25 protein-coding genes are annotated in these 25,750 nt (G+C 53.5%); 20 read left to right on the forward strand and 5 right to left on the reverse strand.

The features are described 5' to 3' along the window. Nucleotides 1-54: 54 nt before the first annotated feature. Nucleotides 55-1,194, reverse strand: a complete 1,140-nt coding sequence (gene queG / locus FDW92_RS03810; RefSeq protein ID WP_042312819.1) for a tRNA epoxyqueuosine(34) reductase QueG — start codon at nt 1,192-1,194, stop codon at nt 55-57. Between queG and nnr the strand changes: the two genes are divergently transcribed. From nnr to FDW92_RS03885, 15 genes are all read left to right on the forward strand, one after another. Continuing rightward, the gene (gene nnr / locus FDW92_RS03815) at nt 1,193-2,740 is read left to right on the forward strand and encodes a bifunctional ADP-dependent NAD(P)H-hydrate dehydratase/NAD(P)H-hydrate epimerase (protein ID WP_042312818.1); all 1,548 of its coding nucleotides are present in this window, start codon (nt 1,193-1,195) and stop codon (nt 2,738-2,740) included. The genes queG and nnr overlap by 2 nt on opposite strands. Next, a complete protein-coding gene (gene tsaE / locus FDW92_RS03820) occupies nt 2,712-3,173 on the forward strand; it encodes a tRNA (adenosine(37)-N6)-threonylcarbamoyltransferase complex ATPase subunit type 1 TsaE (RefSeq protein ID WP_042312816.1) in 462 nt (153 codons plus the stop codon). The genes nnr and tsaE overlap by 29 nt, the downstream gene beginning before the upstream one ends. A gap of 16 nt (nt 3,174-3,189) precedes the next feature. After that, nucleotides 3,190-4,515: an N-acetylmuramoyl-L-alanine amidase AmiB gene (gene amiB, locus FDW92_RS03825; protein ID WP_042312814.1), complete on the forward strand. Its 1,326-nt coding sequence runs from the start codon at nt 3,190-3,192 to the stop codon at nt 4,513-4,515. 9 nt (nt 4,516-4,524) lie between these two features. Continuing rightward, on the forward strand, nt 4,525-6,372 hold the full coding sequence (gene mutL, locus FDW92_RS03830; protein WP_137400547.1) for a DNA mismatch repair endonuclease MutL: 1,848 nt from the start codon (nt 4,525-4,527) through the stop codon (nt 6,370-6,372). Further along, nucleotides 6,365-7,315, forward strand: coding sequence for a tRNA (adenosine(37)-N6)-dimethylallyltransferase MiaA (miaA, locus tag FDW92_RS03835; RefSeq protein ID WP_038636521.1), 951 nt, complete (start codon nt 6,365-6,367; stop codon nt 7,313-7,315). Before mutL ends, miaA begins: the two co-directional genes overlap by 8 nt. Before the next feature lie 84 nt (nt 7,316-7,399). Next, nucleotides 7,400-7,708 carry an RNA chaperone Hfq gene (gene hfq, locus FDW92_RS03840; RefSeq protein ID WP_003025584.1) on the forward strand — a complete coding sequence of 103 codons (309 nt, stop codon included), beginning with the start codon at nt 7,400-7,402 and terminating at the stop codon, nt 7,706-7,708. Nucleotides 7,709-7,782: 74 nt separating this feature from the next. Beyond that, nucleotides 7,783-9,063: a ribosome rescue GTPase HflX gene (hflX, locus tag FDW92_RS03845; RefSeq protein WP_042312807.1), complete on the forward strand. Its 1,281-nt coding sequence runs from the start codon at nt 7,783-7,785 to the stop codon at nt 9,061-9,063. 126 nt (nt 9,064-9,189) lie between these two features. Beyond that, the gene (gene hflK / locus FDW92_RS03850; protein ID WP_042312805.1) at nt 9,190-10,443 is read left to right on the forward strand and encodes an FtsH protease activity modulator HflK; all 1,254 of its coding nucleotides are present in this window, start codon (nt 9,190-9,192) and stop codon (nt 10,441-10,443) included. Nucleotides 10,444-10,445: 2 nt separating this feature from the next. Beyond that, a complete protein-coding gene (hflC, locus tag FDW92_RS03855; RefSeq protein ID WP_042312803.1) occupies nt 10,446-11,450 on the forward strand; it encodes a protease modulator HflC in 1,005 nt (334 codons plus the stop codon). An 82-nt stretch (nt 11,451-11,532) separates the two neighbouring features. Next, nucleotides 11,533-11,730, forward strand: coding sequence for a DUF2065 family protein (locus tag FDW92_RS03860; RefSeq protein WP_042312802.1), 198 nt, complete (start codon nt 11,533-11,535; stop codon nt 11,728-11,730). Between the two features lie 102 nt (nt 11,731-11,832). Beyond that, a complete protein-coding gene (gene purA / locus FDW92_RS03865; protein ID WP_003025606.1) occupies nt 11,833-13,131 on the forward strand; it encodes an adenylosuccinate synthase in 1,299 nt (432 codons plus the stop codon). A gap of 216 nt (nt 13,132-13,347) precedes the next feature. Then, nucleotides 13,348-13,773, forward strand: a complete 426-nt coding sequence (nsrR, locus tag FDW92_RS03870; protein ID WP_038636528.1) for a nitric oxide-sensing transcriptional repressor NsrR — start codon at nt 13,348-13,350, stop codon at nt 13,771-13,773. Nucleotides 13,774-13,811: 38 nt separating this feature from the next. Further along, on the forward strand, nt 13,812-16,274 hold the full coding sequence (gene rnr / locus FDW92_RS03875; protein ID WP_042312801.1) for a ribonuclease R: 2,463 nt from the start codon (nt 13,812-13,814) through the stop codon (nt 16,272-16,274). A 72-nt stretch (nt 16,275-16,346) separates the two neighbouring features. Next, nucleotides 16,347-17,078, forward strand: coding sequence for a 23S rRNA (guanosine(2251)-2'-O)-methyltransferase RlmB (gene rlmB / locus FDW92_RS03880; protein ID WP_038636534.1), 732 nt, complete (start codon nt 16,347-16,349; stop codon nt 17,076-17,078). Nucleotides 17,079-17,198: 120 nt separating this feature from the next. Continuing rightward, nucleotides 17,199-18,821: an isovaleryl-CoA dehydrogenase gene (locus FDW92_RS03885; protein ID WP_042312800.1), complete on the forward strand. Its 1,623-nt coding sequence runs from the start codon at nt 17,199-17,201 to the stop codon at nt 18,819-18,821. Between the two features lie 87 nt (nt 18,822-18,908). Here FDW92_RS03885 and yjfN read toward each other — a convergent pair whose 3' ends face one another. Continuing rightward, a complete protein-coding gene (gene yjfN, locus FDW92_RS03890) occupies nt 18,909-19,184 on the reverse strand; it encodes a DUF1471 family protease activator YjfN (protein WP_077223936.1) in 276 nt (91 codons plus the stop codon). Nucleotides 19,185-19,331: 147 nt separating this feature from the next. Continuing rightward, entirely contained in the window at nt 19,332-19,661 is a 330-nt protein-coding gene (gene bsmA, locus FDW92_RS03895) for a biofilm peroxide resistance protein BsmA (RefSeq protein WP_038636544.1), read from the reverse strand. 181 nt (nt 19,662-19,842) lie between these two features. Between bsmA and yjfP the strand changes: the two genes are divergently transcribed. Continuing rightward, nucleotides 19,843-20,592 carry an esterase gene (gene yjfP, locus FDW92_RS03900; protein ID WP_042312799.1) on the forward strand — a complete coding sequence of 250 codons (750 nt, stop codon included), beginning with the start codon at nt 19,843-19,845 and terminating at the stop codon, nt 20,590-20,592. Here the strand turns inward: yjfP and ulaR are convergent. Then, a complete protein-coding gene (gene ulaR, locus FDW92_RS03905; RefSeq protein ID WP_042312798.1) occupies nt 20,589-21,344 on the reverse strand; it encodes an HTH-type transcriptional regulator UlaR in 756 nt (251 codons plus the stop codon). The two genes, yjfP and ulaR, sit on opposite strands and share 4 nt — an antisense overlap. 107 nt (nt 21,345-21,451) lie before the next feature. Further along, on the reverse strand, nt 21,452-22,516 hold the full coding sequence (gene ulaG, locus FDW92_RS03910; protein WP_038636551.1) for an L-ascorbate 6-phosphate lactonase: 1,065 nt from the start codon (nt 22,514-22,516) through the stop codon (nt 21,452-21,454). 366 nt (nt 22,517-22,882) lie between these two features. On the opposite strand from ulaG, the gene ulaA reads away from it, so the two are divergent. The 4 genes from ulaA to ulaD are packed head-to-tail and all read left to right on the forward strand — an operon-like array spanning nt 22,883 to nt 25,743. Then, entirely contained in the window at nt 22,883-24,280 is a 1,398-nt protein-coding gene (ulaA, locus tag FDW92_RS03915; RefSeq protein WP_040232971.1) for a PTS ascorbate transporter subunit IIC, read from the forward strand. Nucleotides 24,281-24,295: 15 nt separating this feature from the next. After that, the gene (gene ulaB, locus FDW92_RS03920) at nt 24,296-24,601 is read left to right on the forward strand and encodes a PTS ascorbate transporter subunit IIB (RefSeq protein WP_001577590.1); all 306 of its coding nucleotides are present in this window, start codon (nt 24,296-24,298) and stop codon (nt 24,599-24,601) included. Between the two features lie 11 nt (nt 24,602-24,612). Further along, nucleotides 24,613-25,080 (forward strand): PTS ascorbate transporter subunit IIA, encoded by a 468-nt coding sequence (ulaC, locus tag FDW92_RS03925; RefSeq protein WP_042312792.1) that lies wholly within the window; start codon nt 24,613-24,615, stop codon nt 25,078-25,080. 12 nt (nt 25,081-25,092) lie between these two features. Beyond that, nucleotides 25,093-25,743: a 3-keto-L-gulonate-6-phosphate decarboxylase UlaD gene (gene ulaD, locus FDW92_RS03930; protein WP_042312790.1), complete on the forward strand. Its 651-nt coding sequence runs from the start codon at nt 25,093-25,095 to the stop codon at nt 25,741-25,743. The last annotated feature ends 7 nt before the right edge of the window (nt 25,744-25,750 follow it).

Consider the following 25,750-nt stretch of genomic DNA (forward strand, 5'->3'; position numbering starts at 1 on the left):
TTTCCCTCTTGAATATCAATGTGTTTTTATTTTTATACACAAGCTGTGGATGACTTAAGCGTCGCGCGGTAGACCCTTTTCGATGACCCTGACTAAACGTTGTTTCTTCGGCAACTGCACCTCAACTACGCAGGCGTTTCGCTTCTCAATTTGCTGAGCAACCGCCCACTCTATGTGTTCGTCGAGAAGTGGGTGCTCACCTCTACGGTTTTCCAGGGCGTTAATTACGGCTTCATCCCAGGGTGCATTGCCCAACGCAACAGCGATATTTCGCAGCCAGCGCAGATGACCGATACGACGAATGGCAGACCCCTCAGTGACTTTTAAAAACCACGCTTCGCTCCAGCTAAACAGCTCTATTAACTCCGGAGCATGCAGCTGCTTGCGTGGGCTAAAGTCATCCTCGACCGTCAACTGCGAATAGCGGTTCCAGGGACAAATGAGCTGACAATCATCGCAGCCGTAAATGCGATTCCCCAACAAGGGTCGAAACGCTTCAGGGATAGCGCCTTCCAGTTCGATAGTGAGATAAGAGATACAACGGCGCGCATCTACGGTGTAGGGTTCAACGATGGCCCCGGTGGGACAGATGGTCATACAGGCGACGCATTTCCCGCATCCTTCTTCTACTGGCTTATCGACCGGCAAGGGCAGGTTGACCAGCAATTCACCGAGGAAGAAAAATGAACCGGCTTCGCGATTGAGGATAAGTGAGTGCTTACCTGTCCAGCCAAGCCCGGCTTTTTCCGCCAGCGGACGCTCAAGAATGGGCGCGGAATCGACAAAAGGTCTAAAATTCAGCGAAACGCAGTGTTGTTGAATCATCTCGCCCAGCTTTTTTAAGCGGTTACGCAGCAGCTTATGGTAGTCGCGCCCAAGCGCGTAGCGACTGACGTAACCCAGAGAGGGGTTTTTCAACGTGCTGGCAAAGGCCGCCTTGGCAGGGAGATAGTTCATACGTACGCTGATGACACGTAGCGTACCAGGCAATAATTCGTGAGGTCGGGCGCGCATCATGCCGTGACGGGCCATCCAGTCCATCTCGCCGTGATAGTGTTGATCCAGCCAGGCCTGCAGTTTGGGCTCCGCTTCGCTGAGGTCGGTATCGGCAATACCGACCTGCTGAAAGCCAAGCTCCAGCCCCCACTGCTTAATATTTTGCGCTAACTGATTGAGATCGAGGGGCTCTGACATGACGGACCATACAATGAAGAAAAACCCCGCAAGTATACCACACTCCATCTGGTACGCCGATGACATCAGGCGGATGGAGCGAGAGGCGGCAGACAGCTTAGGGCTGACGTTGTACGAACTGATGCAACGGGCGGGAGAGGCCGCGTTTCAGGTCGCCCGCGAAGCCTATCCGCACGCTCAACACTGGCTGGTGCTGTGCGGTCATGGCAACAACGGCGGCGATGGCTACGTAGTGGCAAGGCTTGCCAAAGCGCAGGGACTTAAGGTCACGCTGCTGGCGCAAGAGAGTGACAAACCGCTCCCGAAGGAAGCACAGCAGGCGCGCGATGCCTGGCTTAACGCCGGTGGCGTCATTCATGCTGCGGATATCACCTGGCCTGGTAGCGTGGACGTCATCATCGACGCGCTGTCAGGGACTGGCTTAAAGTACGCGCCGCGTGACTCTCTCTCGGTATTGATTGAACGTGCCAATACTTACCCAGCTCCCATCGTGGCGATCGATATTCCTTCCGGCCTGCTGGCACAAACCGGAGCGACACCGGGATCAGTCATCAATGCGGCGCATACCGTCACCTTTATTGCACTCAAACCAGGCCTGTTAACGGGTAAAGCGCGCGATGTCACCGGACGCCTGCATGTTAACGCGCTTGGGTTGGACGACTGGCTGGTTGGGCAGAATGCGCCAATTCAACGTTTTGATGCTCAACAGCTTGCGCACTGGCTAACGCCACGCCGACCTACCTCGCACAAAGGTTCCCACGGTCGGCTGGTGATTATCGGCGGTGACCACGGGACGGCAGGCGCAATACGTATGGCCGGTGAAGCGGCGCTGCGTGCAGGCGCCGGGCTGGTCAAAATGCTGACCCGCAGTGAAAACATCGCGCCGATTCTGACCGCCAGGCCCGAACTGATGGTTGATATGCTAACGCCGCAAACTCTGGATGAAAGCCTGGCGTGGGCGGATGTTGTTGTGATTGGCCCCGGGCTTGGTCAGCAGGAGTGGGGCAAAAAAGCGCTGCAAAAGGTCGAGAATTTTCGCAAACCGATGCTCTGGGATGCCGATGCGCTGAACCTGCTGGCAATCAACCCCGATAAACGTCACAATCGCGTGATCACGCCGCATCCGGGAGAAGCCGCGCGACTGCTGGGCTGTTCCATTGCAGAAATTGAAGACGATCGCTTACTTTGTGCACAACGTCTGGTAAAACGGTACGGAGGCGTGGTAGTGCTGAAAGGCGCGGGTACGGTTGTTGCTGCTGAACAGGCTGAGTTGGGTATTATTGATACCGGCAATGCAGGCATGGCCAGCGGCGGAATGGGTGATGTGCTTTCCGGTATTATTGGCGCATTGCTCGGACAGAAGCTTACCCCGTATGATGCAGCATGTGCGGGATGTGTTGCGCACGGTGCGGCGGCGGATGTGCTGGCGGCGCGTTTTGGTACGCGCGGCATGCTGGCGACCGATCTCTTTACTACGCTACAGCGTATTGTTAACCCTGATGTGATTGACGTTTATCATGATGAATCGAGTAATTCCACTACCTGATGAACAGGCGACTTTAGACTTTGGATTGCGGGTAGCCAAAGCCTGTGACGGCGCGACGGTAATTTATTTGTACGGCGACCTGGGTGCGGGCAAAACCACTTTCAGCCGTGGATTCCTGCAGGCGTTAGGCCACAAAGGTAATGTAAAAAGCCCGACTTACACGCTGGTTGAACCCTATTCGCTCGATAATTTGATGGTTTATCACTTCGATCTGTATCGACTTGCGGACCCGGAGGAGCTGGAATTTATGGGGATCCGTGATTATTTTGCCAATGATGCCATCTGCCTGGTGGAATGGCCACAACAAGGTAAAGGTGTACTGCCAGACCCGGACGTCGAAATACACATTGAATACCAGGCACAAGGTCGAGAGGCGCGCGTAAGCGCAGTCTCCTCATCGGGTGATTTATTGCTGGCGCGTTTAGCCGATTAACCTTAAGGGTGGCGGGATGATTTATCGCATCAGAAACTGGCTGATGGCAACCCTGGTCCTGCTGTGCGCGCAGGCAGGGGCCGCCAGCCTCTCCGATCTTCAGGTTTCCAATGGTGATCAACAGGCGCGGATTACGCTGAGCTTTATTGGCGATCCTGAATACGCCGTTTCGCAGGATGGGAAACGAACCGTCGCGCTGGATATTAAACAAACCGGTGTGATTCAGGGATTACCGCTGCTGTTTAGCGGTAATAATCTGGTCAAATCTATTCGTTCCGGTACGCCAAAAGACGCGCAGTCTCTGCGCCTGCTGGTGGATTTAACCGAGAACGGTAAAGCAGAAGCCGTTAAACGACAAAACGGCGGCAATTATACCGTCGTGTTTACCATCAAAGCGGATACGCCGCCGCCACCGCCTCCGGTGGTCGCGAAGCGTGTCGAGGCGCCGGTTGTCGCCCCGCGTCCTGTCGAGCCTGCACGTAACCCGTTTAAAGCGGAAAACGACCGCACCACGGCGGTTACCAGCAGTAATACGTCCACGCGACCTGCGGCGCGCGCCAGCACCAACAGCGGCGACAAAGTGGTTATCGCCATTGATGCCGGGCACGGTGGACAGGATCCCGGCGCAATTGGCCCCGGCGGTACGCGTGAGAAAAATGTCACGATTGCCGTGGCGCGTAAACTACGCAGTTTGCTGAATGATGACCCGATGTTTAAAGGTGTTCTCACCCGCGATGGCGATTACTTCATCTCGGTGATGGGGCGTTCCGACGTTGCGCGTAAACAAAACGCCAACTTCCTGGTTTCGATTCATGCGGATGCCGCGCCAAACCGGGATGCCACTGGCGCTTCCGTCTGGGTACTGTCAAACCGCCGGGCGAACAGTGAAATGGCCGGCTGGTTGGAGCAGCACGAGAAGCAATCGGAACTGTTAGGCGGTGCGGGTGATGTGCTGGCCAACAGCCAGGCCGATCCTTACCTCAGTCAGGCCGTGCTGGATCTGCAGTTCGGTCATTCGCAACGCGTCGGGTATGATGTGGCGACCAGCATGATCGGTCAGTTAGAACGTATTGGCTCAATGCATAAACGTCGGCCGGAACATGCCAGCCTGGGCGTATTACGTTCGCCTGATATCCCGTCAGTGCTGGTTGAAACCGGCTTTATCAGTAACAACAGCGAAGAGCGTCTGTTGGCGAGCGATGATTACCAGCAGCAACTGGCCGAGGCGATTTACAAAGGATTGCGTAACTATTTCCAGGCGCACCCGATGCAAACCGGGCCGCAGGGAGCGCCGGCGCAAACCGCCAGTGCCGTGTCGCCTGGCAACACGTTAACAAATTAAGGATTAGCCATGCCGATTCAGGTTCTACCGCCACAGTTGGCGAACCAGATTGCCGCGGGCGAGGTGGTAGAACGGCCTGCGTCAGTGGTGAAAGAGCTGGTGGAAAACAGTATCGATGCCGGCGCGACGCGTATTGATATTGATATCGAACGCGGCGGCGCGAAGCTTATCCGTATTCGTGACAACGGCTGCGGGATTAAAAAAGACGAGCTGGCGCTGGCGCGTCACGCCACCAGTAAAATTGCCTCGCTTGACGATCTCGAAGCCATCGTGAGCCTCGGGTTTCGCGGCGAAGCGTTAGCCAGCATTAGCTCAGTCTCTCGTTTAACCCTGACGTCGCGCACGCAAGAGCAATCTGAAGCCTGGCAAGCCTATGCCGAAGGGCGCGACATGGATGTCACAGTGAAACCCGCCGCGCATCCGGTGGGCACCACGCTGGAGGTGTTGGATCTGTTCTACAACACCCCGGCGCGGCGCAAGTTTATGCGCACCGAGAAAACCGAATTTAATCATATCGACGAGATTATCCGCCGCATTGCGCTGGCGCGGTTCGATGTGACGATTAATCTGTCGCACAACGGCAAAGTGGTGCGTCAGTACCGTGCAGTGGCAGCAGATGGGCAAAAAGAGCGCCGACTGGGCGCGATTTGCGGTATGCCGTTTCTGGAACATGCGCTGGCGATTGAATGGCAGCATGGCGATTTGACGCTGCGGGGCTGGGTAGCCGATCCGCACCACACGACGACGGCGCTGGCGGAAATCCAGTACTGCTACGTGAATGGCCGGATGATGCGTGACCGCCTGATCAACCACGCTATCCGCCAGGCCTGTGAAGATAAGCTGGGCGCCGATCAGCAGCCTGCATTTGTTTTATACCTGGAAATCGATCCGCATCAGGTGGATGTCAACGTGCATCCCGCCAAACATGAGGTCCGTTTCCATCAGTCGCGTCTGGTGCATGATTTTATCTACCAGGGCGTATTGAGCGTCCTGCAACAGCAGCTTGAAACGCCGCTGCCGTTGGCTGATGACGACGAGCCCGCCCCCCGGCACATCCCGGAAAACCGCATTGCAGCCGGACGTAACCATTTTGCTGAGCCCGCTCCGGCGCGTGAAGCTGCTGCACCTCGCTACTCTGCCCCCGCTGGCGGTGGTGGTCGTCAGGCGGGCGCCAGCTGGCCTCATGCCCAGCCTGGATATCAAAAGCAGCAGGGTGAGATTTATCAGCAACTGCTGCAGACGCCAGTTCCAACGCGTAAAGCGCCGGAATCTGAAGCGCCATCAGCACCGCTGACCGGCAATAGTCAAGGTTTTGGTCGGGTGCTAACGATTGTCGGTGCGGACTGTGCCTTACTCGAATGTGATGGTCATATTCGGTTACTGGCATTACCGGTGGCGGAACGTTGGCTGCGTCAGGCGCAGTTAACGCCGGGAGAGGGTACTGTTTGCGCCCAGCCGTTGCTGATTCCTTTACGTCTAAAAGTGACCGCCGATGAAAAAGCGGCGCTGCAGAAAGGGCAGAGCCAACTGGCCGATCTGGGCATTGAATTTCAACTGGATGCGCAGCATGTGACCATCCGGGCAGTGCCTTTACCCTTACGCCAACAAAATTTACAAATCTTGATTCCTGAACTGATAGGCTACCTGGCGCAGCAGTCCGTATTTGAACCGGGCAATATTGCACAGTGGATTGCACGTAACCTGATGAGCGAGCATCCGCAGTGGAGCATGGCCCAGGCGATTACGCTGCTAGCGGATGTTGAGCGGCTTTGCCCACAACTCGTGAAGGCACCGCCGGGTGGTCTGTTACAACCTGTTGATTTACATTCGGTAATGAATGCCCTGAAACATGAGTGATACCCGTAAGGCGAGCCTGCCAAAGGCGATTTTTTTAATGGGGCCAACGGCCTCCGGTAAAACGGCATTAGCAATTGAATTGCGTAAAGTTTTGCCTGTAGAGTTGATAAGCGTTGATTCCGCCCTTATTTACAAAGGGATGGATATCGGTACAGCCAAGCCTGATGCAGATGAATTACAGGCCGCGCCGCACCGATTGCTGGATATTCGCGATCCGTCGCAGGCGTACTCTGCTGCGGATTTTCGCCGCGATGCGTTAGCCGAGATGGCCGATATCACCGCCGCGGGGCGTATCCCGCTGCTGGTGGGCGGCACAATGTTATATTTCAAAGCCTTGCTTGAAGGGCTGTCGCCGTTACCGTCGGCAGACCCGGACGTCAGGGCCAGAATTGAGCAGCAGGCGGCAGAGCACGGGTGGGACGCATTGCACCGACAGCTTCAGGAGATCGATCCCGTGGCTGCCGCGCGTATTCATCCAAATGATCCGCAAAGACTTTCCCGGGCACTGGAAGTTTTTTTCATTTCGGGTAAAACTTTAACGGAGCTGACGCAAACGTCAGGAGATGCTTTGCCGTATGAGGTGCATCAGTTTGCAATCGCCCCGGCGAGCCGTGAACTGCTCCATCAGCGAATTGAGCAGCGTTTTCATCAGATGTTAGCTTCAGGTTTTGAAGCAGAAGTCCGGGCGCTTTTTGCCCGTGGAGATTTGCATACGGATTTGCCTTCCATTCGTTGTGTGGGGTATCGCCAGATGTGGTCATACATTGAAGGCGAAATTTCATACGATGAAATGGTTTATAGAGGTGTTTGCGCCACGAGGCAGTTGGCGAAGCGGCAGGTAACCTGGTTGCGTGGTTGGGAAGGGGTGCACTGGCTTGACAGTGAAAAGCCTGACCAGGCGCGAAACGAAGTATTACAGGTTGTTGGTGCTATCGCGAACTGAATGTGTACAATTGAAACGTATCGTGCGCAATTTTTCAGAATCGAAAGGTTCAAAGTACAAATAAGCATATAAGGAAAAGAGAGAATGGCTAAGGGGCAATCTTTACAAGATCCGTTCCTGAACGCACTGCGTCGGGAACGTGTTCCAGTTTCTATTTATTTGGTGAATGGTATTAAGCTGCAAGGTCAAATCGAGTCTTTTGATCAGTTCGTGATCCTGTTGAAGAACACGGTCAGCCAGATGGTTTATAAGCACGCGATTTCTACTGTTGTCCCGTCTCGCCCGGTTTCTCATCACAGCAATAATGCCACCGGCGGCACTGGCAGCAACTACCATCACGGTAGCAACGCGCAAGGTTCATCTGCGCAACAGGACAGCGAAGAAACCGAATAAGGTTGATCGCTGTTTTACATACGGGGAGCCAGCGAACCTGCGTTCCCCGTTGATACATATTAAGGGGTTGACGCTTGTTTGACCGTTATGATGCCGGTGAGCAGGCGGTACTGGTACACATCTATTTTTCGCAAGACAAAGATATGGAAGACCTCCAGGAGTTTGAATCTCTGGTTTCTTCCGCCGGTGTCGAAGCAATGCAGGTGATTACCGGGAGCCGTAAAGCACCGCACCCGAAGTATTTTGTTGGTGAAGGTAAGGCAATCGAAATTGCCGAAGCCGTAAAAGCGACTGGCGCTGCGGTGGTGATTTTTGATCATGCTCTAAGCCCTGCCCAGGAACGTAACCTGGAACAATTGTGCCAGTGTCTGGTTATCGACAGGACTGGTCTTATTCTGGATATTTTTGCCCAGCGTGCGCGAACCCATGAGGGTAAGTTGCAGGTTGAGCTGGCGCAGCTGCGCCATATGGCTACGCGTCTGGTCCGTGGCTGGACCCACCTTGAAAGGCAAAAGGGCGGGATTGGTTTGCGCGGTCCGGGTGAAACCCAGCTCGAAACCGACCGTCGTTTGCTGCGTAATCGCATTTTGCAGATACAGTCGCGCCTGGAAAAAGTTGAAAAGCAACGTGAGCAGGGGCGACAGTCGCGTAAGAAAGCGGATGTCCCGACCGTATCACTGGTGGGATATACCAACGCCGGAAAATCCACCCTGTTCAATCAGATAACTGAAGCCCGGGTCTACGCAGCGGATCAGCTGTTTGCGACCCTGGACCCGACCCTGCGCCGGATCGACGTTGCGGATGTCGGTGAAACCGTGCTGGCGGATACCGTAGGGTTTATCCGCCACTTACCGCACGACCTGGTGGCGGCGTTTAAAGCCACCTTGCAGGAAACACGTCAGGCGACATTGCTGCTGCACGTTATTGATGCAGCAGATTTTCGTGTGCAAGAAAACATCGAGGCCGTTGATACGGTGCTTGAGGAGATCGATGCGCATGAGATCCCGACCCTGCTGGTGATGAATAAAATCGATATGCTGGATGACTTTGAACCGCGTATCGACAGAGATGAAGAGAATAAACCCATTCGCGTTTGGGTTTCAGCGCAAACGGGAATAGGAATACCACAGCTTTTTCAGGCTTTGACTGAGCGGCTTTCCGGTGAGGTAGCGCAGCATACGTTGCGTTTGCCGCCGCAGGAAGGGCGTCTGAGAAGCCGGTTTTACCAACTTCAGGCAATAGAAAAAGAGTGGATGGAGGAGGACGGCAGCGTAGGTCTGCAGGTTCGTATGCCGATCGTAGACTGGCGTCGCCTCTGTAAACAAGAACCGACCCTGGCAGATTACATTATCTGACCGGGAGGAAATGCCTGGGGATTTTTTGCCCAATACTCATCGAATTTTGGGTTGCAGGTCGGCGGTAACGCCCCTGTAGTGCAAAAAACGGGGTATATCACCGCATAACAAATATGGAGCACAAACATGGCGTGGAATCAGCCCGGTAATAACGGACAAGACCGCGACCCGTGGGGAAGCAGCAAACCTGGCGGCAACCCTGAGGGAAATGGAAACAAAGGTGGTCGCGATCAGGGACCTCCCGATCTGGATGATATCTTCCGCAAACTGAGCAAAAAGCTCGGTGGTCTGGGCGGTGGTAAAGGTACTGGTTCTGGCGGCGGTAGTTCATCGCAAGGTCCGCGTCCGCAACTGGGCGGTCGGGTCTTTACTATCGCAGCGGCCGCTATCGTCATTATCTGGGCGGCCAGCGGTTTCTATACCATTAAAGAAGCGGAACGCGGCGTGGTGACACGCTTCGGTAAATTCAGCCATTTGGTTGAGCCGGGTCTGAACTGGAAACCGACCTTTATCGACGAAGTGACCCCGGTCAACGTTGAAGCCGTGCGTGAACTTGCCGCATCCGGCGTCATGCTGACATCTGACGAAAACGTCGTGCGCGTTGAAATGAACGTGCAGTACCGCGTAACCGATCCGCAGCGTTACCTGTTTAGCGTAACCAGCGCGGATGACAGTCTGCGTCAGGCAACCGACAGCGCACTGCGTGGCGTTATCGGTAAATACACTATGGACCGTATCCTGACCGAAGGGCGTACCGTTATTCGTAGCGATACCCAGCGTGAACTGGAAGAAACGATCCGTCCGTACAACATGGGTATCACCCTGCTGGACGTCAACTTCCAGGCAGCACGTCCGCCGGAAGAGGTTAAAGCCGCGTTTGACGATGCGATTGCCGCGCGTGAAAACGAACAGCAATACATCCGTGAAGCGGAAGCGTACACCAACGAAGTGCAACCTCGTGCGAATGGTCAGGCGCAGCGTATTCTGGAAGAAGCGCGTGCTTACAAAACGCAAACCATCCTGGAAGCACAGGGTGAAGTGGCTCGCTTCGCTAAAATTCTGCCGGAATATAAAGCCGCACCGCAAATTACTCGCGAGCGTCTGTATATCGAGACCATGGAAAAAGTGCTGAGTCATACTCGCAAAGTTCTGGTTAACGATAAGGGCAGCAATCTGATGGTTCTGCCGCTGGATCAAATGCTGAAAGGCGGTAGTGCGCCAGCAGCCAAGAGCGACAGCAGTTCAAACCTGCTGCGTCTGCCGCCAGCGACGACCTCCAGCACTGGAGCAAGCAACACCTCGTCCACCAGTCAGGGCGATATTATGGACCAACGCCGCGCCAACGCGCAGCGTAACGACTACCAGCGTCAGGGGGAATAACGATGCGTAAGTCAGTTATTGCGATTATCATCATCGTTCTGGTAGTTCTGTTCATGTCTGTCTTTGTGGTCAAAGAAGGCGAGCGCGGTATTACGCTGCGCTTTGGTAAAGTTCTGCGTGACGATGACAACAAGCCGTTGGTCGTTGCACCAGGCCTGCACTTCAAGATTCCGTTTATTGAATCCGTGAAAATGCTGGATGCGCGTATCCAAACCATGGACAACCAGGCCGATCGCTTTGTCACCAAAGAGAAGAAAGACCTAATCGTTGACTCCTATATCAAGTGGCGCATCAGTGACTTTAGCCGTTACTACCTGGCAACGGGCGGTGGCGACGTTTCTCAGGCGGAAGTTCTGCTGAAACGTAAGTTCTCTGACCGTCTGCGTTCTGAAATTGGTCGTCTCGACGTGAAAGACATCGTTACCGATTCCCGTGGTCGCCTGACTCTGGAAGTCCGTGACGCGCTGAACTCCGGTTCTGCTGGCACGGAAGATGAAGTCGCGACACCGGCGGCGGATAGCGCGATTGCCGAAGCGGCTGAACGTGTTCAGGCTGAAACGAACGGTAAAGTACCGGTCATCAACCCGAACAGTATGGCGGCATTGGGCATTGAAGTGGTTGACGTGCGTATTAAGCAAATCAACCTGCCTGCTGAAGTGTCTGAGGCCATCTACAACCGTATGCGCGCTGAGCGTGAAGCGGTAGCTCGTCGCCATCGTTCACAAGGTCAGGAAGAAGCGGAAAAACTGCGTGCAACGGCGGATTATGAAGTAACGAAAACGCTGGCAGAAGCTGAACGTCAGGGCCGCATCATGCGTGGTGAAGGCGATGCGGAAGCGGCTAAGCTGTTTGCCGATGCGTTCAGCCAGGATCCTGACTTCTACGCTTTCATCCGTAGCCTGCGCGCTTACGAGAAGAGCTTCGAAGGTAACCAGGACGTGATGGTCATGAGCCCGGACAGCGATTTCTTCCGCTACATGAAGACACCGAATACCGCGACACGCTAAAATAGTTTCAGCGGTTTTAAACCAGCAAAACCACCGGCGTCCCCAGGGATGCGGTGGTTTTCTTTTTATATAAGGTCGATGAATGAATTCAACAATCTTACTGGCGCTCGCGCTGGTTTTGGTGCTGGAAGGCCTGGGTCCTATGCTTTATCCCAGCGCATGGAAGAAAATGATCTCCGCGATGGCGCAACTTCCCGAAAATACTTTGCGTCGTTTTGGTGGAGGTCTTGTGGTCGCGGGCGTTGTGGTCTACTACATGTTGAGGAAAACGATTGGCTGATCAATAAGTAGCCTAATTTGCGGATTTTAGCATGCAAAAAGTGCTGTATATCTGAAAAAGCGGTGGTAGAATCCATTTTTAAGCAAACGGTGATTTTGAAAAATGGGTAACAACGTCGTCGTACTGGGCACCCAATGGGGTGACGAAGGTAAAGGGAAGATCGTCGATCTTCTGACTGAACGGGCTAAATATGTTGTGCGCTACCAGGGTGGTCACAACGCAGGCCATACTCTCGTAATCAACGGTGAAAAAACCGTCCTCCATCTTATTCCATCAGGTATTCTTCGCGAGAATGTCATCAGCATCATCGGTAACGGTGTTGTACTGTCTCCGTCCGCGCTGATGAAAGAAATGAAAGGGCTGGAAGATCGTGGTATCCCGGTTCGCGAGCGCCTGCTGCTGTCTGAAGCGTGTCCGCTGATCCTTGATTATCACGTTGCGTTGGATAACGCTCGTGAGAAAGCGCGTGGCGAGAAAGCGATCGGTACTACCGGTCGTGGTATCGGTCCGGCTTATGAAGACAAAGTGGCTCGTCGCGGTCTGCGCGTTGGCGATCTGTTTGATAAAGCAACCTTCGCTGAAAAACTGAAAGAAGTGATGGAATATCACAACTTCCAGTTGGTGAATTTCTATAAAGTCGAAGCCGTTGACTACCAGAAAGTGCTGGATGATGTGATGGCGATTGCCGACATCCTGACCTCTATGGTTGTTGATGTTTCCGATCTGCTGGACCAGGCGCGTAAGCGTGGCGATTTCGTCATGTTCGAAGGCGCGCAGGGTACGCTGCTGGATATCGATCACGGTACCTATCCGTACGTAACCTCCTCCAACACCACTGCGGGTGGCGTGGCGACCGGCTCCGGCCTGGGTCCACGTTATGTGGATTACGTTCTGGGCATCATCAAAGCTTACTCTACTCGTGTCGGCGCAGGTCCGTTCCCGACTGAGCTGTTTGATGACGTTGGTGAGTTCCTGTGCAAACAAGGTAACGAGTATGGCGCAACCACCGGCCGTCGTCGTCGTACCGGTTGGCTGGACTCCGTTGCCGTACGTCGTGCAGTACAGATTAACTCCCTGTCTGGCTTCTGCCTGACCAAACTGGACGTGCTGGACGGTTTGAAAGAGGTGAAAATCTGTGTCGCTTACCGTATGCCGGATGGCCGTGAAGTTACAACGACTCCGCTGGCGGCTGACGACTGGAAAGGTATCGAGCCGATTTACGAAACCATGCCGGGCTGGTCTGAATCCACCTTTGGCGTGAAGGAACGTAGCGGTCTGCCGCAGGCAGCACTGAACTACATCAAGCGTATTGAAGAACTGACCGGTGTGCCGATTGATATTATCTCAACTGGCCCAGACCGTACTGAAACCATGATCCTGCGCGACCCGTTCGACGCATAATTCTGGTTATGGCGTAGCGTCGGATGGCGCTGCGCTTGCACTATCTTAGGCCGGATGAGGCGTTTTGCATCAGAATCCGGCTTAAAATCACGTAAGTTCCTCGCTTTTTTCCTTCCCGAACTGAAATAAATTAGCGACCTGGCTGGTGGCTGGTTTATCATCAATATAATTAATACCACCAGGTTTATCCGTTTTATCCCTTTTCCTGAGGTTGATGTGCAGTTAACAAGTTTCACCGATTACGGATTACGTGCGCTAATCTACATGGCGTCACTTCCCGAAGGACGTATGACCAGTATTTCTGAGGTGACAGAAGTCTACGGCGTGTCCCGTAATCATATGGTCAAAATAATCAATCAACTTAGCCGGGCGGGCTTTGTTACTGCTATTCGAGGAAAAAATGGCGGTATCCGCCTGGGTAAACCCGCTAAGGATATTTGTATTGGTGATGTGGTTCGCGAGCTGGAACCCTTATCGCTGGTCAACTGTAGCAGCGAGTTTTGCCACATAACCCCTGCCTGCCGACTCAAACAGGCGCTTTCTAAAGCAGTGCAAAGTTTTCTCACGGAACTGGACAACTACACACTTGCTGATTTGGTTGAAGAAAATCAACCGCTTTATAAATTATTGCTGGTGGAGTGACGAAAATCTTCATCAGAGATGACAACGGAGGAACCGAGATGTCACAAGATCCTTTCCAGGAACGCGAAGCTGAAAAATACGCGAACCCTATCCCGAGCCGGGAATTTATCCTCGAACATTTAACTAAACGTGAAAAACCGGCCAACCGCGATGAGCTGGCCGCTGAACTCAACATTGAAGGTGAAGAACAGCAAGAAGCGCTGCGTCGTCGCCTGCGCGCGATGGAGCGTGACGGGCAACTGGTCTTCACTCGTCGTCAGTGCTACGCGCTGCCGGAACGTCTTGACCTGCTGAAAGGTACCGTTATTGGCCACCGTGATGGCTACGGCTTTCTGCGCGTCGAAGGCCGCAAAGATGACCTGTACCTGTCCAGCGAGCAGATGAAAACCTGCATTCATGGCGATCAGGTGCTGGCGCAGCCGCTGGGCGCGGACCGTAAAGGTCGTCGCGAAGCGCGTATTGTGCGCGTACTGGTGCCGAAAACCAGCCAGATTGTCGGCCGCTACTTCACCGACGCTGGGGTCGGGTTTGTCGTCCCGGACGACAGCCGCCTGAGCTTCGATATCCTTATTCCGCCGGAACAGGTGATGGGGGCTCGTATGGGCTTTGTGGTCGTGGTTGAGCTGACCCAGCGTCCAACCCGTCGCACCAAAGCGGTGGGTAAAATCGTTGAAGTATTGGGCGACAACATGGGCACCAGCATGGCTGTTGATATGGCCCTGCGTACCCATGAAATCCCGTATATCTGGCCGCAGGCAGTTGAAAATCAGGTTGCCGGACTGAAAGAAGAAGTGCCGGAAGAAGCGAAAGTGGGACGTGTCGATCTACGCGATCTCCCGTTGGTCACTATTGATGGCGAAGATGCGCGTGACTTCGACGATGCGGTTTACTGCGAGAAGAAACGCGGCGGTGGCTGGCGTTTATGGGTGGCGATTGCTGATGTAAGCTATTACGTTCGTCCGCCGACTCCGCTGGATCAGGAAGCGCGCAGCCGTGGCACGTCTGTCTACTTCCCGTCGCAGGTTGTCCCGATGCTACCGGAAGTGCTGTCTAACGGATTGTGTTCGCTGAACCCGCAGGTAGACCGTCTGTGTATGGTGTGCGAAATGACCATTTCGTCGAAAGGTCGGTTAACCGGCTTTAAATTCTACGAAGCGGTAATGAGCTCCCATGCGCGTCTGACCTACACCAAAGTCTGGCACATGCTGCAAGGCGATCAGGAATTGCGCGAGCAGTACGCGCCGTTAGTGAAACACATTGAAGAGCTGCATAATCTCTACAAAGTGCTGGATAAAGCCCGTGAAGAGCGCGGCGGTATCTCATTTGAAAGTGAAGAAGCGAAGTTTATCTTCAACGCTGAACGTCGTATCGAACGTATTGAGCAGACGCAACGTAACGACGCGCACAAACTGATTGAAGAGTGCATGATCATGGCGAATATCTCAGCGGCGCGATTCGTTGAGAAAGCCAAAGAGCCAGCCTTGTTCCGTATTCACGATAAGCCGACGACCGAAGCGATTACCTCCTTCCGTTCCGTACTGGCTGAACTGGGTCTGGAACTGCCTGGCGGCAACAAACCTGAGCCGCGCGATTACGCTGAACTGCTGGAGTCGATTGCTGACCGTCCTGATGCGGAAATGCTGCAAACTATGCTGCTGCGCTCGATGAAGCAGGCGATTTACGATCCGGAAAACCGTGGTCACTTCGGCCTGGCGCTGCAATCTTATGCGCACTTTACCTCGCCGATCCGTCGTTACCCGGATCTCTCTTTGCACCGTGCAATTAAATATTTGTTGGCGCAGGAGCAGGGCCATAAAGGCAACACCACGGAAACCGGTGGTTACCATTATTCGATGGAAGAGATGCTGCAACTGGGCCAGCACTGTTCGATGGCCGAACGCCGTGCGGACGAAGCTACGCGCGACGTCTCTGACTGGCTGAAGTGCGACTTCATGCTGGATCAGGTAGGGAATGTCTTTAAAGGCGTAATTGCCAGCGTGACCGGGTTTGGCTTCTTTGTCCGTCTTGACGAACTGTTTATCGACGGTCTGGTGCATGTCTCCTCCCTGGATAACGACTACTATCGCTTTGACCAGGTTGGGCAGCGCCTGACAGGTGAATCAAGCGGTCAGATGTATCGCCTGGGCGATCGCGTGGAAGTTCGCGTGGAAGCGGTCAACATGGACGAGCGTAAAATCGATTTCAGTTTGATCTCCAGCGAACGTGCGCCGCGCAATGAGGGCAAAACCGCACGTGAAAAAGCCAAAAAAGGCGATGCAGGTAAAAATACCGGTAAACGTCGTCAAATGGGTAAAAAGGTGAATTTCGAGCCGGATAGCGCTTTCCGCGGCGAGAAGAAAGGCAGAGCCAAACCTCAGGCGGATAAAAAAACGTCTGAGAAGAAAGGCGATAAAAAAGCGAAAAAGCCATCGGCAAAAACGCTTAAAATCGCTGCCGCCACCAAAGCTAAACGCGCGGCGAAAAAGAACGTCGCACAATAACAGCCATAAACTGTAAGCCGGGCAACTGTCATGTTGCCCGGCGTTACGCACAAACTATTAACGAGTACATTCATGAGTGAAATGATTTACGGCATCCACGCGGTGCAGGCTCTGCTGGAACGTGCGCCTGAGCGCTTCCAGGACGTCTTTATTCTCAAAGGCCGTGAAGATAAACGCCTGCTGCCGTTGATCCATGCCCTGGAAGCGCAGGGTGTTGTCATTCAGCTGGCTAACCGCCAGTTCCTGGATGAGAAAAGCGAGGGTGCGGTACATCAGGGGATTATTGCGCGCGTGAAGCCGGGTCGTCAGTATCAGGAGAACGATCTGCCGGATCTGATTGCCGCGCTCGATCAGCCGTTCTTTTTGATCCTTGATGGCGTCACCGATCCGCATAACCTGGGCGCATGCCTGCGTAGCGCGGATGCTGCTGGTGTACATGCGGTTATCGTACCGAAAGATCGCTCCGCACAGTTGAATGCGACGGCGAAAAAAGTGGCCTGTGGCGCGGCTGAAAGCGTACCGCTGATCCGCGTAACTAACCTGGCGCGCACGATGCGTATGCTGCAGGAAGAGAATATCTGGATTGTGGGCACCGCTGGTGAAGCCGACCATACTCTCTATCAGAGCAAAATGACCGGACGTATGGCGCTGGTCATGGGGGCTGAAGGCGAAGGTATGCGTCGTCTGACTCGTGAGCATTGTGACGAACTGATCAGTATCCCGATGGCAGGGAGCGTTTCGTCGCTAAACGTTTCAGTCGCGACCGGCATCTGCCTGTTTGAAGCTGTTCGCCAGCGCGGCTAATTCCTTCTCTATGTCTCTTAAGCCATCCCTCGGGATGGCTTTTTTGTGACCTGAATCCCAGGCACTCTCTTGTCTGGCTGACCATACTTAATGGCGCAGCCGTTGAAGGAGGGAGACACAATGCACTGGCAAACGCATACCGTTTTTAACCAACCTGTACCGCTCAATAACAGTAACTTATACCTGTCTGATGGCGCCCTGTGTGAAGCGGTTATCCGCGAAGGGGCGGGCTGGGATAGCGATCTGTTGGCGAGTATTGGCCAGCAGCTAGGCACCGCGGAATCGCTTGAACTGGGGCGCCTGGCGAATGCTTTTCCACCCGAACTTTTGCGTTACGACCCGCAGGGGCAGCGACTGGACGATGTGCGTTTCCATCCTGCCTGGCATTTGCTGATGCAGGGACTGTGCGCTAACCGTGTGCATAACCTTGCCTGGGAAGACGAAGCGCGGCAGGGAACATTTGTTGCCCGTGCGGCGCGTTTCATGCTGCATGCGCAGGTGGAAGCAGGCACTTTGTGTCCGGTGACCATGACCTTTGCCGCCACGCCGCTGTTACTGCAGATGCTACCTTCACAATCTCACGACTGGTTTACGCCGCTGCTAAGCGACCGCTATGACTCGCATTTACTGCCGGGTGGGCAAAAGCGTGGGCTGCTGATTGGCATGGGAATGACCGAGAAACAGGGTGGCTCAGATGTGCTGAGCAATACTACTCAGGCGGAACGCCTCGCAGACGGCTCGTATCGGTTGGTGGGACATAAGTGGTTTTTCTCCGTGCCGCAAAGTGATGCTCATTTGGTGCTGGCGCAGGCAAAGGGAGGATTATCCTGCTTTTTTGTACCGCGATTTTTACCCGATGGGCGGCGTAATGCCATCCGTCTTGAACGGCTTAAAGATAAGTTAGGCAACCGCTCCAACGCCAGCTGCGAGGTTGAATTCCACGATGCGATTGGCTGGCTGCTGGGTGATGAAGGGGAAGGTATACGCCATATCCTGAAAATGGGCGGGATGACGCGTTTTGATTGTGCGCTCGGCAGCCATAGCATGATGCGACGTGCCTTTTCCGTGGCGATTTATCATGCGCACCAACGACAGGTATTTGGCAAGCCATTGATTGAACAGCCGATGATGCGTCAGGTCTTAAGCCGAATGGCGCTACAGCTGGAAGGTCAGACCGCGTTACTGTTTCGACTGGCGAGGGCCTGGGACCGCCGCGCTGAGGCCAAAGAAGCGCTGTGGGCTCGGTTGTTCACGCCAGCGGCGAAATATTCTGTCTGCAAAAGTGGGATGCCGTTTGTCGCTGAGGCGATGGAAGTATTGGGTGGGATTGGCTACTGCGAGGAGAGTGAGTTGCCACGTCTGTACCGTGAGATGCCGGTAAACAGTATCTGGGAAGGCTCCGGCAACATTATGTGCCTTGATGTATTGCGGGTGCTGACAAAACAACCCGGTATCTACGATATGCTCAGCGAAGCCTTTGCCGAGGTCAAAGGGCAGGATCGTCATTACGATCGGATGGTTCGTCAATTGCAGCAACACCTGCGAAAACCCAGTGAAGAATTGGGCCGGGAGATTACGCAGCTGCTTTTCCTGCTCGGTTGCGGGGCGCAAATGTTGCGCTATGCCTCTCCGCCAGTGGCGCAGGCCTGGTGTCAGATGATGTTGGATACACGTGGTGGACGACGATTGTCTGAACAGGTACAGAATGATCTGCTGCTACGGGCAACGGGAGGATTACGGTAATAATATGCCTGATGGCGACGCTGGCGCGTCTTATCATAATGCCTGGGTTAAAACAGGCCGGATAAGTTTACCTCATCCGGCAATCTGTTACGCATAGAGTATGGCCTGGACGCGCCAGTTATCGGGGTGCTGATCTTCATACATTTGAATGATCCGATACCATGAGGCGCCTTGTTCATCCGCTTTTAACGCCACGACGCGTTCTACATCCTGCGGATTTCCTGCAATGTTACTGACGGATATCAGCCCTATTTCGTTCAGGCCGGTAACACAGTCAGCACTGGCGAACTCGGCAGACTGCGCCGTAGTACCTACCAGTCCGGTAGAAAGCAGCAGTGAGGATAAGGCTAGTGATTGTTTCATCGTCAGCTCCATTATTCGTACCCCTACACACGGCAGGGCATTCCATCGCGATAATAAACCTCAAGCTTCCTGCTGTTGGTTTATTGTGCACAGGTAAACGCATAGGGGCGCAAAGCAATGTAAAGCTGACTAAATTTCAAGCCAATGTTATTTACGATACAAAATCGCTTGTGAATACCATTGACCAGTCACAATGGTCTCATCGACTAATAAGACCACATAATAATCAGCTTTTGCCGCGACGGCTTTGTCGCGGATTTCAGCCAGCGCATCATCCGGTGAGCCTCTTACCAGCGCGCTGACCGTCCCTATTCGCTGTAACCCATTACTCTGGTTACGGCGGATCTCCTGCGGGTGGTCGGCAACGGGCGGTGCGGGTTGCGGCGTTCCCTGTAGCACGCTACAGGCGCTTAAAAATAAAACCAGCAACAAAGAGGCAAACCGACGCATAACTCTATCTCGTTTCCTGATAGCCATAGTGTAGTGCCTTATTAATTTCCCTTTAGGGGAATGTTCCCGAATTGTTATCTCTCACGCGATTTTCGAATGAAAATGTTGCGAAAGCGTAACCCAGTTCTCAACATTATGAATCATTGTCGAACACATTCGCTTGCGTTAAGTATTGCTGCATGGCATACCAGAAAGAAAGAGGCGACAAATGATCGAAATTGAAACACGACAGTTGGCGGGTATCCCTGTTCTGCACGCCGTTCCGGCTGGCAAACGCGACTGTTCACTCCCCTGTATTATTTTTTATCACGGATTTACATCTTCCAGCCTGGTCTACAGCTATTTTGCCGTTGCTCTGGTTCAGGCCGGATTCCGGGTAGTGATGCCAGATGCGCCAGACCATGGTGCCCGCTTCAAGGGTGACGCACAGGGGCGGATATACCGCTTTTGGCACATATTGCAGCAAAACATGCAGGAGTTTTCGACGTTACGTGCGGCGCTGGTAGCAGAAAAGTGGTTGTCAGATGAACGGCTTGCCGTAGGCGGGGCGTCAATGGGGGGAATGACGGCCCTGGGCATTATGGCCCGCTATCCCGAGGTTAAATGTGTAGCCAGCCTGATGGGTTCGGGCTACTTTACCCGGCTTGCGCAGACGCTTTTTCCGCCTTTATTGGTCCAGACGCCAGAACAGCAGGCTGAGTTTGATGCCCTCATCGCGCCGCTGGCCGAATGGGAAGTGACGCACCAGTTGCCACGCCTGGCCGACAGGCCGTTGCTGCTATGGCACGGGCAGGAAGATGATGTGGTACCGGCCGTTGAAACCTTCCGCTTACAGCAGGCGCTGATTCAGGCCGGTCTGGACAATAATTTGACCTGCCTGTGGGAAGCAGGCGTACGCCACCGCATTACGCCAGAAGCGCTGGCTGCGACGGTGACGTTTTTCCGCCAGCACCTTTAAACGCGCATAATGCTCACGCCCTGAGCTTCGAGCTGTTGCAGGATCTCAGGGTTCGCATTTTTGCCGGTAATCAGCATATCGATTTGATCGGCGCGGCTGAACAGCATCCCCGCGCGTTCACCGACCTTACTGCTATCGACCAACACCACCAGTTTGCCCACCACGTTAAGCATCTTCTGCTCCGCCATCGCGGTCAGCATATCGGTTTTATACAGTCCATCTGCGGTCAACCCTTTGCCGCTGGTGAACATCCAGTGCCCGGCATACAGGCTATTTTCACTACCTTGCGGGCTAAGCGTGATGGATTGGCTTTTGTTGTATTGCCCTCCCATGATGATCACGCTCTCATGCTCCTGGTCGATCAAATAGTTCGCCAGCGGCAGATAATTAGTGATGATCTGCACTGGCTTGCCGCACATTTCACGTCCGAGCAGGAAGGCGGTCGAGCCGCAGTTGATCACCACGCTTTCACCCGCATTCACCAGTTGGGATGCGGCCTTGGCAATACGAACTTTTTCATCGTGGTTCTGTGCCTGGTGCAGATTCATTGGCGTCCAGCGCGGGCGCTGCTGAGTGATGGCTTCTGCGCCGTTGCGAACTTTCTTGAGTTTGCCGCTTTCGTCGAGTTTGTTGATATCCCGGCGGGCTGTGGCGGGTGAAATACCCAGGCGCTCAATTACGTTCTCAACGGTAACAAAGCCCAACTGCGCCAGCATATCCAGCAATATTTGATGTCTTTGTGCTTCAGTCATGAGCTATTCCGATACAAATTGATTTGAAAAGATGATATTTGAAATAGCCTGGAAATACTAAAGTAAATGGGAAAAAATGCCGGGTTAGGCCCGGCATTTGGTGTGGATCACAAGAAGGATTTAAACGGTAGATCCGGTTCAATCGTGAAACAATCATCAAAGCCGCGTGGATAGTGGTATTCAAAGTTATCTTTATCCAGCGGCCAGGTGAATTTGCCACCGACCTGCCAGATAAATGGCTTAAAGCCATACTTCAGACGATCTTTTTTCATCTCCCACAATACGCGAATCTCCTGAGGATCGGCCTGGAAATTTGACCAGATGTCATGATGGAAGGGGATGACGACTTTTGTATTCAACGCTTCCGCCATACGCAGCATGTCGGAGCTGGTCATCTTGTCGGTAATGCCACGCGGGTTTTCGCCATAGGATCCGAGCGCGACGTCGATCTGATGCTCATTGCCGTGTTTTGCATAATAGTTGGAGTAGTGTGAGTCGCCGCTGTGATACAGCGTGCCGCCCGGTGTTTTGAACAGATAGTTAACGGCGCGCGCGTCCATGCCGTCCGGCAGCACGCCCGCCGCTTTCTGATCGGCGGGAAGAGTAATCAACGCGGTACGATCAAACGCATCAAGCGCGTGAATTTCAATATCTTTCACTTTAACCACATCGCCGGGTTTTACCACGATGCAGCGATCTTTCGGCACGCCCCAGCCGACCCACAGATCCACACAGGTTTGTGGCCCAATAAACGGCACGTCGTCCGCGCAGTTCTGCATGACCGCAGCCGCGACATTGACGTCGATGTGATCGTTATGATCGTGCGTAGCCAGCACCGCATCGATCTGACGAATCGCAAACGGATCAAGTACAAACGGCGTGGTACGCAGGTTTGGCTGCAGTTTCTTCACGCCCGCCATGCGTTGCATCTGGTGACCGGTTTTCATCAGCGGATTACCGTGACTTTGCTTACCTGTTCCGCACCAGAAATCGACGCAGACGTTAGTCCCGCCTTCTGACTTTAGCCAAATTCCGGTACAGCCAAGCCACCACATAGCAAAGGTGCCAGGTGCGACCTGTTCCTGTTCGATCTCTTCATTCAGCCAGCTTCCCCACTCCGGGAATGTGCTCAGAATCCATGATTCGCGCGTGATGCTTTTTACTTTACTCATCGCATTTACCTTCATGTTGGTTCAAGTTGAATCAAATTATGATTTGTTTTGATTGATACTGACATCAATTTATCAAGAAGGCAATGCGTGGATTTTTCTGATTCCGTCGTAAAGCGTCTATAACTCACAACGTAACGGGATGCTTTGCAGGAATCTATTTCTGTATTTTATTGTTTTTATGAGTTTTATTTTTTGCTCTATGAATGCTCAATAAAACCCTGTCTCGGGTAAGAGATTTATTTGCGTACTCCATCACATTTAATCAAATTCAATCTTGTTGTGATTACTTTTGAAAATTAGAGTGGAGGCACAACATCCTGAGCATCTGTAATGAATGTTCAGCAACTTCGTCTACTGGAGATCGTTATGGAGATCCTCTACAACATCTTTACCGTCTTTTTTAATCAGGTCATGACCAACGCGCCGTTGCTGTTGGGTATTGTGACCTGCCTCGGCTACATCCTGTTGCGCAAAAGCGTCAGCGTTATTATCAAAGGCACGATCAAAACGATTATCGGTTTTATGCTGCTGCAGGCGGGATCGGGCATTCTGACCAGCACGTTTAAACCGGTAGTGGCGAAGATGTCCGAGGTTTACGGTATCAATGGTGCGATTTCCGATACCTATGCCTCCATGATGGCAACCATCGAACGAATGGGGGATGCCTACAGTTGGGTAGGGTATGCCGTATTGTTGGCGCTGGCGCTGAACATTTGTTACGTACTGCTACGGCGTATTACCGGCATTCGCACCATCATGCTCACCGGGCACATCATGTTCCAGCAGGCGGGCTTGATTGCGGTCTCTTTCTATATCTTCGGCTATTCCATGTGGACAACCATTATTTGCACGGCGGTGCTGGTGTCGCTCTACTGGGGGATTACCTCCAATATGATGTACAAGCCGACGCAGGAAGTGACCGACGGCTGCGGTTTTTCCATCGGCCACCAGCAGCAGTTCGCTTCATGGATTGCCTACAAGGTCGCGCCTTATCTGGGTAAAAAAGAGGAGAGCGTAGAAGATCTCAAACTGCCTGGCTGGCTGAATATCTTCCATGACAACATCGTTTCGACCGCGATTGTCATGACCATTTTCTTCGGGGCGATCCTGCTCTCTTTCGGCATTGATGTGGTTCAGGCGATGGCAGGGAAAACGCACTGGACGGTGTACATCCTGCAGACCGGTTTTTCGTTTGCCGTCGCGATCTTCATCATCACCCAGGGCGTACGTATGTTCGTCGCCGAACTTTCAGAAGCATTCAACGGTATCTCACAGCGTCTGATTCCCGGTGCGGTATTGGCGATTGACTGTGCGGCGATATACAGCTTTGCTCCCAACGCGGTGGTGTGGGGCTTCATGTGGGGCACCATCGGACAACTGATTGCGGTCGGCATCCTCGTGGGCTGCGGCTCTTCCATCCTGATAATCCCCGGCTTTATCCCGATGTTTTTCTCTAATGCCACTATCGGCGTGTTTGCTAATCACTTTGGCGGCTGGCGCGCGGCGCTCAAGATTTGTCTGGTGATGGGGATGATTGAAATCTTTGGCTGCGTCTGGGCGGTGAAACTCACCGGTATGAGCGCCTGGATGGGGATGGCGGACTGGTCAATTCTGGCGCCGCCGATGATGCAGGGCTTTGCCTCCATCGGCATCGTGTTTATGGCCGTCATTATTCTGATTGCACTGGCTTATATGTTTTTCGCAGGACGCACGTTGCGCGCTGAGGAAGACGCAGAAAAACAACTGGCAGAACACTCTGCTTAATAAGGAGTTCCGATTATGACCGTACGTATTCTGGCTGTGTGTGGCAATGGGCAGGGCAGTTCCATGATCATGAAGATGAAAGTGGACCAGTTTTTAACCCAGTCAAATATTGACCATACCGTGAACAGCTGCGCAGTGGGTGAGTACAAAAGTGAACTGAACGGCGCGGATATCATCATCGCCTCTACCCATATTGCCGGTGAAATTACCGTAACCGGCAATAAATATGTTGTTGGCGTACGCAACATGCTGTCGCCCGCCGATTTTGGCCCAAAACTGCTGGAAGTGATCAAAGCGCATTTCCCTCAGGACGTGAAGTAAGGACACGGCATATGAAATTACGTGATTCGCTGGCAGACAATAACGCCATCCTTCTACAGGTTGAGGCCAACACCTGGCAGGAAGCGGTAAAGCTGGGCGTCGATTTGCTGGTTAAGGCTGACGTGGTTGAACCGCGCTACTACCAGGCCATTCTTGATGGGGTAGAACAGTTCGGTCCGTACTTTGTGATTGCCCCAGGACTGGCGATGCCGCACGGTCGCCCGGAAGAAGGTGTGAAGAAGACCGGCTTTGCGCTGGTGACGCTGAAAACCCCGCTGGTGTTTAACCACGAAGATAACGACCCGGTGGACATTCTGATCACGATGGCGGCGGTCGACGCCAACACGCATCAGGAAGTTGGCATCATGCAGATCGTGAATCTGTTTGACGATGAAGCCAATTTCGACCGTTTACGTGCCTGCCGCACCGCGCAGGAAGTGCTGGATTTAATTGATAACGCCACTGCGGCGGCTGTTTAAAAGGATACCGAAATGCCATTACCTATGTTGCAGGTTGCGCTGGATAACCAATCAATGTCTTCTGCGTATGAAACGACGCGTCTGATCGCCGAAGAGGTCGATATTATTGAGGTGGGCACCATTCTTTGTGTTGCCGAGGGCGTACGTGCCGTACGTGACCTGAAGGCGCTTTACCCACATAAAATTGTGCTGGCGGACGCCAAAATCGCCGATGCGGGTAAAATCCTCTCCCGCATGTGTTTCGAAGCTAACGCTGATTGGGTCACTGTCATCTGCTGTGCGGATATCAATACCACCAAAGGTGCGCTCGAGGTGGCGAAAGAATTTAACGGCGACGTACAGATTGAACTGACAGGTTACTGGACCTGGGAACAGGCTCAGGAGTGGCGTGACGCGGGTATCGGGCAGGTTGTATATCATCGTAGTCGTGATGCGCAGGCCGCAGGTGTGGCGTGGGGAGAAGCGGATATCAGTGCCATCAAACGCCTGTCTGATATGGGCTTTAAAGTCACCGTAACCGGCGGCCTGGCGTTGGAGGATCTGCCGCTGTTCCAGGGGATCCCGATTCACGTGTTTATAGCTGGTCGCAGTATTCGTGATGCCGCTTCTCCGGTTGAGGCTGCGCGTCAGTTCAAACGTTCCATCGCCCAGTTGTGGGGCTAAGGAGCGA

The organism is Citrobacter sp. wls706 (genome assembly GCF_005281305.1).
Taxonomy (GTDB): domain Bacteria; phylum Pseudomonadota; class Gammaproteobacteria; order Enterobacterales; family Enterobacteriaceae; genus Citrobacter; species Citrobacter werkmanii.